This is a genomic window from Collinsella sp. CLA-JM-H32 (assembly GCF_040098165.1).
Lineage (GTDB): Bacteria > Actinomycetota > Coriobacteriia > Coriobacteriales > Coriobacteriaceae > Collinsella.
Map to the genome: position 1 here is coordinate 19,989 of NZ_JBBNMZ010000002.1, position 12,091 is coordinate 32,079.

Here is a 12,091-nt window from a genome sequence, read left to right on the forward strand (position 1 = left end):
ATGGCGAGCATCGACATCTCCCAGATCATCGAGACCACCGCTCCCGCGGTGCCGCAGATCTATGCCTACACCACGCCCGAGATCGTCCGCCACAACGGCTGGACCAAGATCGGCTACACCGAGCAGGACGTGCGCGAGCGAATCAAACAGCAAACGCACACCGCCGACGTGCAGTGGCATCTGGAGTGGAGCGGCAACGCCACGTGGGAGCACCGTGCGGGCACGTTCCATGACACCGACTTCCACGCCTACCTCGAGAAGCAGGGCGTCGAGCGCGAACCCAAGAAGGAATGGTTCAAGATTAGCGGCGAGGAGTCTCACCAGCAGTTCTACCGGTTCCGCGACACCGACGGCGTGCTGGACGCACCCGGCGCTGCCTCCTACACCCTGCGCGCCGAGCAGCAGCGCGCAGTGGAGCAGACGGGAGCCTTCGCCCGCGCCCATTGGGACGAGGGCGGCGCGCACGGCGGCGAGTTCCTGTGGAACGCCAAGCCGCGCTTCGGCAAGACGCTCACCGCATACGACCTGTGCCGCAGTATCGGCGCGCAGAAGGTGCTCATCGTCACCAACCGCCCTGCCATCGCCAACTCCTGGTACGACGACTACGTGAAGTTCGTGGGCTTGGAGGGCGGCTACCGCTTCATCAGCGGCGTGGACGCTCTGACCGGCAAGCCCTACTGCCTCAGCCGCGAGGAGTACCTGCGCGCCATCCGCAACGACCCGGAAGGCCCCAAGGGGTTCATCGAGTTCGTGAGCCTTCAGGACCTCAAGGGCTCCATCCGCTTCGGCGGCGTGTACCAGAAGCTCGACGAGGTGGCCGACCTCACCTGGGACGTGCTCATCATCGACGAGGCACACGAGGGCGTGGACACCTTCAAGACCGACGTGGCATTCGACCACATCAAGCGCCGCTTCACGCTGCACCTCTCTGGCACGCCCTTCAAGGCCATCGCAAACGAGAAGTTCGCCGACGACGCCATCTACAACTGGACCTATGCCGACGAGCAGCAGGCCAAGCGTGACTGGCCTGCCGACTCTGAGCAGCCGAACCCCTACGCCAACCTCCCCAAGCTCAACCTGCTCACCTACCAGATGAGCGACATCGTCGAGCAGGAGGCCCGCGGCGGCATGGAGATTGATGGCGAGCAGACCGAGTTCGCCTTCGACCTCAACGAGTTCTTCTCGACCAAGCACAACGGCGGCTTCGTGCACGACGCCGACGTGGATAAGTTCCTCGACGCGCTCACCACGCAGGAGAAGTTCCCGTTCTCGACACCCGGGCTGCGCGACGAGCTGCGTCACACGTTCTGGATGCTCAACCGCGTCGACTCCGCCCGCGCCCTCGCCAAGAAGCTGCAGGCGCACCCCGTCTTCAAGGATTACGAGGTGGTACTCGCTGCTGGCGACGGCAAGATCGACGCCGATGACGAGAACGAGAAATCGCTCGACAAGGTACGCCGCGCGATCAAGGACCACGACAGGACCATCACCCTTTCGGTCGGCCAGCTGACCACGGGCGTGACCGTGCCGGAGTGGACCGCCGTGCTCATGCTCTCGAACATGGCGAGCCCCGCACTGTACATGCAGGCGGCCTTCCGCAGCCAGAACCCGTGCCTGTTCGACCTGGGCGGCGGCAACTACGCGCGCAAGGAGAACGCCTACGTCTTCGACTTCGACCCGGCGCGCACGCTTACTATCTTTGAGCAGTTCGCCAACGACCTGTACGGCGAGACCGCGCGCGGCGGCGGCGATGTCGAAACGCGCGAGCGCCATATCCGTCAGTTGCTGAACTTCTTCCCCGTCTACGGCGAGGACGAAGAGGGGCAGATGGTCGAGCTCGACGCCGAGCAGGTGCTCAGCGTGCCGAGGCGCATCCATGCCCGCGAGGTGGTCAGGCGCGGCTTTATGAGCAACTTCCTGTTCCAGAACATCGCGAGCGTCTTCCGCGCGCCGGCAGAGGTCGTGGAGATCATCCAGCGCTTCGATCCCTACGAGCAGGGCAAGGCACAGAACGCCGAGAAGAACAAGGTCGAGATCGATGAGGGCACGGCCGACGAGCTCTCCATCAACGACGAGGGCGAGGTGGAGATTCCCGACGAGCAGGTCGTAGGCAAGGCTGCGGACATCTTCGGGCCGAAGGTCTACGGCGACATCGCCGTCGAATTCTCAGGCCACATGGACGACATCGCGAAAGCCCACGAGGCCGATGACGACGATCGGGTGATGCTCGACAACCTCAAGGAGGCCTTCAAGCAGAGCGTGACCGCGCCTCTGGTACAGGCCGCCAAGGAGAGCTACGGCAGCGAGCTCAAGCCGCGCCAGCAGCAGCAGATCGAGCGCAAGGTCCAGGCGGACGCCGACATCCAACTCAACCGCCAGGTCGGCGACTACCAGATTCAGGCGCGCCGCATCGAGCAGTCGCGCAAGGACGAGCTCAAGGCGGCGACAAGCGAGACCGAGCGCGCCGAGGTGAACAAGCGCCATGACGAGCAGAAAGCGGAGGCGTTCCAGACGCTCGCCCAGAAGCTCGAGGACTCCCGCGAGGAGCTCGTGCAACGCGCCGGCGAGACCGTGGTGCGCGAGGTGGAGACGGCGAAGAAAGAGGACGAGAAGCAGGGCATCGAGGACAAGGTGCGCGCTCATCTGCGCGGCTTCTCGCGTACCATCCCGTCGTTCCTCATGGCCTACGGCGAAGAGGGCACGACGCTCGCGAACTTCGACACCGTGATCCCCGCTGACGTCTTCCAGGACGTCACGAGCATCACCGTTGATGAGTTCCGCTTTTTGCGTGATGGCGGCGACTACACCGATGGCGAGACCGGCGAGGTAAAGCGCTTCGTTGGGCACCTCTTCGACGAGGTCGTATTCAACGACTCCGTGAGCGAGTTCATCAAGCTGCGCGAACGCCTGGCCAATTACTTCGACGAGTCCCAGACAGAGGACATCTTCGACTACGTGCCGCCCCAGAAGACCAATCAGATCTTCACGCCGCGCAACGTCGTGGTTCAGATGGTGGACCTCTTCGAGAAGGAGAACCCGGGCTGCTTCGATGACCCGAGCCACACCTTCGCCGACCTGTATATGAAGTCTGGCCTCTACATCACCGAGATCATCAAGCGCCTGTACCGAAGCGAGGGCATGAAGGCCGCCTTCCCGGACGACCGCGAGCGTTTGGACCACATCCTGGAGCATCAGGTGTTCGGCATCGCGCCCACCAAGATTATCTACGAGATTGCCACCCACTTCATCCTGGGTTTCCACGACGAGGTCGGCCAAGGATGTGACTCTAACTTCGAGCTCGCGGACGCCGCGGAGCTCGCCAAGGAGGGCACGCTGGAGGCATACGTCGAGCGCGTCTTCGGGCCCAAGCTGGGCGAGGCGTAGCGCGTGGCGGAAGTAGTCGACAGCAAACAGGATGGGCGTGCAGAGGCTGCGCGAGCGGCGGTGAGTGCGGCACGGCGTGAGGATACCGAACTTTGCGCCCGTCTAGTCTTTCGCGTCTCGCGCAATGAGCTAAGGCGCGTGGGGATCACCACGCCCATCGCTCTCTACGATGAGCTGAAGCAGGTCTTCTGGAACGCAGACGAGGGCGTCACCCTGGGCGACCACCTCTCTGTCGGGTTCGGCAAGGTCGACCGCCGCCGTCAGGTGCGCGCCTTCGCCGAGCGCCATGCGGACGAGCCCAGAAACGTCGCCGCGAAAGCCTACGAGCGCGAATACGGCTTCAGCGCAGGCATCGCCGCGATATGGCTCGACCTGTTCGCCGAGCCCGCGGACGTGAGCTTCTCGGAGTGGCTTGGCGTCGAGGTCGCTGAATGCCCGACGGGCGCCCCGGCCTCCCGTGCGGATGTGCCCGTAGCGCACGACACCGAGCGCGAGGCACCCACCCTCGAGGGCTTCCTTGCCCGGGAGCTTGCCGGCCGCATCTGCGACGAAGGCCTCGTGCGTCGGCGCTTCGCCTTCGAGTTTCCCGACGATCCGCCCGAAGCGCTCGACCGCGGCATCGAGGATGCGGGCTACTACGAGGACCGCGGCTTGCTCTTCCGAGAAGGGAGCACCCCGAACGACCACTTCACGCGGCTGCTGGCCGAGCATCCGTCTTTCGCGAAGGGCGACGCCGGCTTCGAGAACGCCGTGTGGCAGCACCCCGCCTTCCGCCAGGTGCTGCGCCAGGCGCTTTCGGACCACCGCTTACTTCTCTACGAGGGCGACAGCTACATCTCGTTCTCGCGGCTGCACGACGTGCTAGGCGCGCGCATGGCGGACATCGAGTCGTACGCGCCCGCGGTGAGCGTGGATGCGCCCGAAGGCGAGCCCTTCACCGTGGCGAGCCTGCGCGCGGGCGGCGCCACTCCGCATCCGCTGTACGGGCTGGACATGCCCGACGACTTCTACGAGGGACTGCTCGACGCGGGAGGGCTCCTGCGCAGCTGCACGCTCGCCGGAACCAAGGTGTTCGTCGCCGGAGGCGAGGGGCGGCTTTCCGCAGCCGACCTCATCGAGTGGATCGTCGCCCACCATGAGGGAATCGAGCGCGATGACCTGCCGAGACTGCTCGCGAACGATCTGGGCATCACGTGCCCGGCACCGCTTCTGACGACGACCATTTACAACTCCGACGTCTACTACGACGACATCGGGGACGCATATTACTCATCCATGGAGGCATGGAAGAAGGAGGCACGAAATGAGCTTGCTTGAGGAAGGGATCGCGACTGGCAACGTCCTGCCGACGGGTCGCAAGGAGAAGCACTCCATCGACAACGTGACGCGCGACTTCGACATCTACCGCATCAAGTGCGATCTGCTGTTCTACAACGACCAGAACGACCGCATCGCCACTTGGGTAAGCGAGTACAACTCCGCGCAGGGCGCGGATCTGCTCGCCCTTGGCCGCGACGAGTACAACGGCGTCATCGAGGACTTCATCGTCGAGAGCAACCCCGGCGCGCTCAGGAAGACCGAGAAGAGCATCGCCCTTCGCGGCCAGCTTAGGCCGGGCATCGTGCTCAACGACGGACGCGTCATCGACGGCAACCGACGCCTGACCTGCGTCCGCCGCCTCGCGCGGGCGAACAACGAGGCGGGCTGGTTCGAGGCCGCCATCCTCGACGACGCCACAGGCAGCGACCCCAAGCGCATCAAGCTGCTCGAGCTCGCCATCCAAATCGGCGAAGAGGAGAAGGTGGCGTACGATCCCGTCGACCGCCTCGTCGGCGTATACCGCGACGTGGTTAAGAACCACCTCATAACCCCTGCGGAGTACGGCAACGCGACGGGCATGACCGAGGCGGAGGTGAAAAAACTCGTCGACCGCGCCCAGTACATGGAGGAGTTCCTCGAATTCTGCCAGGCCCCCGAGCAGTACCACCTCGCCCGCGCCCTCAAGGTCGATGGCCCCTTGGGCGAGTTCAGCCGCGTGCTGAAGAAGTACGACAACAGGCGCGACAAACAGCTTGTCAAACGACTCATGTTCGCCAACATGGTGGTGCAGCCCGAGGGCGACATCACCCGATACGTGAGAGACTTCGGCAGCGTGGCAGGCACGGATGCGGAGGCCGACTTCAAGGCCGCCGAGCTGCAGGCCATGTCCGAGCTCCTCGAGAAGATGGGTCCCGACGCCCTCACGCGCGAGAAGGTGAGCGAGCTGCGCTCGGACGGCAACCTCGTCGACGGCTTCAAGCGCGCAGGCGACCGCGCAAGAGAGACCGTGCGCCGCGTCAAGCTCATGGACACGCCCGCCAAGAAATCCGCCGACTGCCTCTCCGAGCTCGAGAAGATCCTTCCCGAGATGCTCGACGTGCTGGGACCCGACGAGCTCGAGAAGGTGCGCCGCAACCTCGTTGCCGTCGCCGACAAGGTGGAAGAGCTGATCGGTGAGATCGATGAGCGCGCCTAGGGCCGTCGTCTGCTACGACGAGGCGCGCCCCGGCATGTACCTGCGCATCGAGGGGCAAGACATCGCCTCGTTCATGGCCTCGGCCGCATGGCGCGCCTGGCTGTACTACCCGGCGAGCGCCGTCGACGGCACCGATCGCGACCGCATCCTACTCGACGGCGGCATGGGCCTTCGCGAGTGCCAGGACATGCTCGAGGCGATCATGGAGGCCGACGGCCACGGCGTCGAGGTCGCGGTTGACCCGAGCTTCGGCGCCTTCGTGAACGCCGGCGAGACCTACATCCGCGAGCGCTCCGAGGTGGGGTTGGCCATCAAGGCGCAGACCGCCGAGGGCATCGCCGACGACCCCCAGCTGGGGCCGCGCTTCCGGGAGTTCCGCGACGTAGTGAACGCCTCGATGGTGCGTCCCCTGCGCGACCGGCAGATGCTCGACGCCTTCTTCATGGCGACGGTTGGGCGCGCGGCCGACTTCTCGGTGCCCGGCGCCGGCAAGACCGCGACGGTGCTCGGCGTGTTCGCCTACCTTCGCCATTTGGGGCTCGCGCGCCGCATCGTGGTGGTTTGCCCCAAGAACGGCTTCGAGTCGTGGGAGAAGGAGTGGGTCGCCACCTTCGGGGATAAGCTGCCTTTGAGCTGCTTCTCGCTGGGAGACCCCGCCATAGCGGCGATGTCGACCGAGCGCAGGCGCAACGCGCTGTCGCTCGACAGCGGCGCGTGCAACCTGTTCACGTTCAACTACGAGTCGCTCTCGGGCTACGTGCGGGAGCTGCATGCCATCATCCCCGACCAGACCCTGCTCGTCTTCGACGAGGTGCACCGGGTGAAGGCCATCGGCGGCAGGCGCGCGGAAGCCGCGCTCGAGGCGGCCGACGGCGCGAAGTTCGTGATCGCCCTTACGGGAACGCCCATCCCGAACACCTACCAGGACATCTACAACCTGCTGCACATCCTGTACCCCGAGGACTACGACACGTTCTTCGGCTACGAGCCGGGCGAGCTCCGCGCGCCCGATGCGGACCTCCAGGCAAGCCTCAACGACAGCCTGGCGCCCTTCTTCTGCCGAACGAACAAGGACGAGCTCGGCGTGCCGCGCCCGGAGCCCGACGAGATCGTGGAGGTCGAGGCGACGCCCGATGAGGACACATTGCTGCGAGTCCTGTACGCGTCTTGCCCCAACGCGCTCGCGAGGATCATACGCACCCTGCAGCTCGAGAGCGACCCCGAGATGCTCTGCTCTGCAGTGGACCCAGGCGACCTCGAGTACGTGCTCGACCAGGTCGGCGATGACTACTCGGATATCGACTACGTCGACTTCTCGCAGACGTTCTACGAGGCCATCGAGCGAAGCCGCCCGAGCTCGAAGCTCGTGGCGTGCGAGCGGCTCGTGGAGCGCATCGTCGCCGAAGGCCGCCCCGTCATAGTATGGTGCATCTTCGTACGCAGCATCAGCAACCTCCGCCGCGACCTCGCCGCCATGGGGATTCCGGCAGAGGCGATCTACGGCGCCACGCCACAGGAAGAGAGACGCGAGATTCTGGACGACTTCCGCGCGGGGCGCTTCAGGGTGCTCGTGACCAACCCGCAGACGCTTGCCGAGTCGGTCTCTCTGCACAGCGTCTGCCACGACGCGGTGTATTTCGAGTACAGCTACAACTTGGTGCACCTGCTGCAGTCAAAGGACCGCATACACCGTCTGGGCCTGCCCGACGACCAGAAGACGCGCTACTACTTCATGCGCGAGAAGTTCATGCGCGACGGCAGGGAGCTATCCCTCGACGCCGTGATCTACGACCGCTTGAAGGAGAAGGAGCAGACGATGCTCGACGCCATCGACCGCGGCTGCCTTGAGGGCGGCTACCTCGATGACGAGGACCTGCGTATCGTCTTCGAGCGCCTGCTGGGAGAAGATGCCAAGAGCCTGGAATACTAAGAGGCCGAACGGCGCACTGACGATATTGGCTCATAAGTAACAACTGCGAAGGAAAGATAGGGCTTTAAGGATGGATGCAGGAAAATCTACGATAAGCGGCGTGTTCAACGGATCGCGCCTGCTCGAAATACCTTTCTACCAAAGGGCGTACGTCTGGGGAGAAGAGCAATGGGAGCGCTTCCTCGGCGACATGGAGTTCGTCACGGCTTCGAAGCGACCTTATTTCCTGGGCTCGATCATCCTGAAGCAAGCCTCCTCCGGCAACACTTGGTCCGAGGTGTCCGAGGTTCGCACAGTCATCGACGGCCAGCAGCGCCTCACGACCATGGTCATCTTCTTCAAGGCACTCTGCGCGAGAATCGACGCCGATAGGCTGTTCGAGCGAGATTTCGTCCTGGAGACCGGCGAAGTCGCCTTGAGACATGGCAAGTACGACCGGCAGGATTTCGAGAAGGTCGTCAGCGCCACGGGCTGCGAGCCTGTCGAGGGCTCCTCGTCCATCGTCCTTGCCTACAACTATTTCCTCAAGAACATCGACCCAGAGAAGGTCGACAGGAACACGATCAAGTCGAACGTCCAGTTCGTCTGCATCGATCTCACCGAGGGCGAGGACGAGCAGCAGATATTCGACACCATCAACTCGCTCGGGGTGCGCCTGACGACGGCGGAGCTCCTCAAGAACTACTTCTTCAACCGCGAGAACGAGCAGGCGTTCAAGGAGTGCTGGGAGGACGTCTTCGAACCCACGGCGGAGAAGAGGGAGTATTGGGAGCAGGAGGTCGTTACCGGGCGCATCAAGCGCACGCTCGTCGACCTGTTCTTCGACGCGTTCCTCCAGATCCTGGTTCAGGACAAGAAGCGCGGCGTCACGACCGAGGACAAGCTCTTCTATTCGCGCACGTCCAACCTCTTCCAGTCCTACAAGGACTTCATCGGCAGGTACTGCAACGGAGACAAGGACGAGATCCTCGACAGCATGAAGGCGTATGCCGAGGTGTTCGAGTCCACGTTCGACCCCGGCTACTGCGACGCGGACATCCCCTCCGCTCCCGGCGTCGAGCGCCTGAACGTGCTGATATTCGGCCTCAAGAACTCGACGCTCATCCCGTACGTGCTCTACGTTCGCAAGAACGCGGAGTCTTCGGGCGAGGAATCCGAGGTCTTCGCCCTGCTTGAGAGCTACATCGTCCGCCGAACGCTGGTTCAGGCGACCACGAAGAACTACAACAGGCTGTTCACCTCGCTGATCCTGAACGAGGTGAAGGACGCGGAGACGCTGAGGAAGGCTCTTGAAGCAAACGAAGAGGCGACGACGTACATGCCCGGCGATGACGAGGTTCGAAGGGCGTTCGAGGAATCGTGTCTGTACAACCTTCAGTCCAAGGGCGTCCTCTATCTGCTGGAAAGCGCCATTCGCCCAGGCATGAGCAGCACGGCCCTGCTCGGGTTCAACCAGTACACCCTCGAACACATGATGCCCAAGAAGTGGCGCAACAAATGGGGAGCCCTCGACGATGAGGCTGCCACGCGAAGGGACAGGAAGCTCCTCACGCTCGGCAACCTCGCCATCATCACGCATTCGCTCAACGCCTCCATCCGCGATGCCGATTGGCCCACCAAGAAGCAGGGAAAGGGATACAAGGACGGTCTTGCCCTCTGCGCCGCCGGCCTTGCGACCATGGCCGGCGCCCTGGAGAAGGAGTCTTGGGACGAGGGCGATATCGCCGATCGCGCCGAATGGCTTGCGGACAAGGCGTTGGAGGTCTGGCGTTAAACCTTACATGCGCCCCATCTCGAAGATGCTTGCGGTGTCGGAGCCCGCATCCATGACGGATGTTGTCGGCTCTTCCAAATGCGAGGTTTGCGGTGGCGCTTCCGTCACTGGTGCCTCAACCCCCTCGCCGAGCGCCAGGAAGAACCTCATCACGAGCTCGATCCTCTGCTGCAGGGACTCGCTCAGCTCGCCGTAGGAGGCCGCCAGCCGTACTTCCTTGGACAACTCCGCCATCGAGTCCTTCAACGCCTTCTGCACGCTTACAGAGGGCCTCACCTCGACCTGGGTATCGGTGAGCTTGGCGATGATGTAGTCCTGCCTGCTCATGCCGCTCCAGGCTGCCATCTCGCATATGAGCTTGTGCTCCTCGGGCGTGCAGCGAAACGCCATCGTCTTGCTGCGCTTGCGGGCGCTGTTCTCGCACGGCATCTTGCTTACCCCCTCGCTCCATCGAGCGCGGCGGCCATCTCGTCCTGCTTCGTGGGGAACAGGTGCGCGTAGCGGTAGGTGATGTCCACCGCCTCGTGGCCCATGCGCTCGGCGATGGCCAGCGCGGAGAAGCCCATCTCGATCAGCAGGCTCACGTGGCTGTGGCGTATGTCGTGCACGCGGATGCGCTTCACGCCCGACGCCTTGCACCCGCGCTCCATCTCGTGGGCCAGGAAGTGCTTGGTCACGGCGAACAGGCGCTCGTCGGGGGCGACGTCGTCGCGCATCTCGATGAAGTCCGCCATCTCGTCGCGAAGGAAGGCGGGCATGACGATCGTGCGCACGGACTTGGGCGTCTTGGGGTCGGTCACGGTGTCCACGCCGCGGAGGCTCTGGTACGACTTGTTGATGCGCAGCCGCGAGCTATCCAGCATGAAGTCGGACGGCGTGAGCGCCAGGAGCTCGCCGCAGCGGATGCCCGTCCAGTACAGCAGCTCGAAGGCGTGGAACGACAGCGGCTTGTCCATGACCGCCTCGCTGAACCTCAGGTACTCGTCCTTGGTCCAGAACTGCATCTCGCCGCCCTTCTTCGAGCCTATCTTGTCGACCCTGCGCACCGGGTTGTCGGTGAGGCCGTAGTAGCGCTCGGCGTGGTTGAAGATGGCGTTGAGCTGGTTGTTCACCGTGCGCAGGTACGTCGGCGCCCAGGGCTTCCCGTCGGCGTCCCGGTGCTCGGTGAGCTCGTTTTGCCACCTGATGACGTCTATCGGCCTCACGTCGCACATGCGCATGTCCCCGAAGAACGGCACGAGCTTGTCGCTGATGATGTACTCCTTGGTGATCCACGTGTGCTCGCGTACGCGCGGCTTCACCTCGGAGGCGTACACCTCGACGAACTCGGAGAACGTCATGTCCATGGCCCCGCCGTTAAGGCTCTTGAACTGGCTCTCCCACACTGCGGCCTCCACCTCGGAGGAGAAGCCGCGCTTCGTCTTGTGGCGCTTCGAGCCGCGGGCGTCGCGGTAGTAGCACTGCACGTAGAACGTGCCGTTGTTGCCATCCTTGTACACGGGCATGTCAGTCCACCTCCGGGAAGTACAGGGCGTCGAAGACGTCGCTCCGGACGCGTCCGCGGATAACCACGCGCCCGCGCGCCTCCTGCTCGGCGTTTATCTTCCTGATCACCTCGTAGGCGCTGCCTTTCTTGATCCTCAGCAGCTCCGCGACCTCGTCGGCGTCCAGCATGTGCGGCCTCGGCGTCTTCGCCACCTTCTCGTCCATGGCTCCTCCAATCAATGGCGTACGAATACGTACGGTTTACAGATTCAGAGTAAACGTACGTATCTGTACTGTCAATAGAATTGCGTACATTTACGTACGCTGATAAGATGTGCTGATACGTAATTCCAGGAGGAGGGCGCATGTCCGTAGGCAAAAACATAAGGCGGTACCGCAAGTCGCGCGGCATGACGCAGGCTCAACTCGCCGAGGCCGTCGGCCTGACCGAGGGGGCCGTGCGCCACTACGAGAGCGGCATCCGCGCCGTCAAGCCCGAGCTGCTCGAGTCCATCTCCGCGGCGCTCGGCGTGTCCGTCAACGCCCTCAAGGACTATGGCGTCGAGACCGCGGGCGACCTCATGTCGCTGCTCGTGCGGCTCGAGGACTCGTTCGGCATCGTTCCCTCCGCCGACGGCACGGGCCTCTCCCTGAACCCCAAGGCTCCGCACGCGCCCAAAGCCGCGACGGCGATCGAGCTGTGGGCAGAGAAGCGCGCGCAGCTCGAGAACGGCGAGATCGACGCCGACGAATACGAGGACTGGAAAGCCTCGCTGTAGCGGCTCCCCGCATTTCGCAACCAGCGCAACCGAATCAGGACGCCAAGCTAGGCGGTGAGCGCCGCTCACGCCTGCGTATGTTGAGTTTTTACTCCCCATTGCATGCAAAGGCATTTTCGGCGCACCTGGGGAGTAAATGACGCGGTGGCTTACATGGCGGCACACGGCGGTACCCCGCGGCATTTCCCCTGATTACTCCCGCTTTCCTTGAGACGGTGAGATTC

Annotated in this window: 9 protein-coding genes; 6 read left to right on the forward strand and 3 right to left on the reverse strand. The window is 63.6% G+C overall.

Going from position 1 to position 12,091, the window contains the following annotated elements; all coding sequences use genetic code 11:
• The 5 genes from AAA021_RS01250 to AAA021_RS01270 all read left to right on the forward strand — a co-directional run bounded on the left by AAA021_RS01250 (nucleotide 1) and on the right by AAA021_RS01270 (nucleotide 9,603).
• On the forward strand, nucleotides 1–3,384 hold the full coding sequence (locus AAA021_RS01250; protein WP_101677772.1) for a DEAD/DEAH box helicase family protein: 3,384 nt from the start codon (nucleotides 1–3) through the stop codon (nucleotides 3,382–3,384).
• Between the two features lie 138 nt (nucleotides 3,385–3,522).
• A complete protein-coding gene (locus AAA021_RS01255; RefSeq protein ID WP_101677771.1) occupies nucleotides 3,523–4,701 on the forward strand; it encodes a hypothetical protein in 1,179 nt (392 codons plus the stop codon).
• Nucleotides 4,688–5,899: a hypothetical protein gene (locus tag AAA021_RS01260; protein WP_079535895.1), complete on the forward strand. Its 1,212-nt coding sequence runs from the start codon at nucleotides 4,688–4,690 to the stop codon at nucleotides 5,897–5,899. Before AAA021_RS01255 ends, AAA021_RS01260 begins: the two co-directional genes overlap by 14 nt.
• Nucleotides 5,886–7,829: an SNF2-related protein gene (locus AAA021_RS01265; RefSeq protein WP_101677770.1), complete on the forward strand. Its 1,944-nt coding sequence runs from the start codon at nucleotides 5,886–5,888 to the stop codon at nucleotides 7,827–7,829. The genes AAA021_RS01260 and AAA021_RS01265 overlap by 14 nt, the downstream gene beginning before the upstream one ends.
• Nucleotides 7,830–7,899: 70 nt before the next feature.
• Nucleotides 7,900–9,603, forward strand: a complete 1,704-nt coding sequence (locus AAA021_RS01270; RefSeq protein WP_101677769.1) for a DUF262 domain-containing protein — start codon at nucleotides 7,900–7,902, stop codon at nucleotides 9,601–9,603.
• A gap of 3 nt (nucleotides 9,604–9,606) precedes the next feature.
• Here the strand turns inward: AAA021_RS01270 and AAA021_RS01275 are convergent, their stop codons facing one another.
• Genes AAA021_RS01275 through AAA021_RS01285 form a run of 3 tightly spaced genes read right to left on the reverse strand, consistent with a single transcriptional unit; the run spans nucleotide 9,607 to nucleotide 11,313 of the window.
• Nucleotides 9,607–10,032, reverse strand: coding sequence for a hypothetical protein (locus AAA021_RS01275; RefSeq protein ID WP_099432718.1), 426 nt, complete (start codon nucleotides 10,030–10,032; stop codon nucleotides 9,607–9,609).
• A 5-nt stretch (nucleotides 10,033–10,037) separates the two neighbouring features.
• A complete protein-coding gene (locus AAA021_RS01280; RefSeq protein ID WP_349087624.1) occupies nucleotides 10,038–11,108 on the reverse strand; it encodes a site-specific integrase in 1,071 nt (356 codons plus the stop codon).
• Between the two features lies 1 nt (nucleotide 11,109).
• On the reverse strand, nucleotides 11,110–11,313 hold the full coding sequence (locus tag AAA021_RS01285) for a hypothetical protein (protein ID WP_006681531.1): 204 nt from the start codon (nucleotides 11,311–11,313) through the stop codon (nucleotides 11,110–11,112).
• 140 nt (nucleotides 11,314–11,453) lie between these two features.
• On the opposite strand from AAA021_RS01285, the gene AAA021_RS01290 reads away from it, so the two are divergent.
• The gene (locus AAA021_RS01290) at nucleotides 11,454–11,867 is read left to right on the forward strand and encodes a helix-turn-helix transcriptional regulator (protein WP_129423098.1); all 414 of its coding nucleotides are present in this window, start codon (nucleotides 11,454–11,456) and stop codon (nucleotides 11,865–11,867) included.
• Nucleotides 11,868–12,091: the final 224 nt, after the last annotated feature.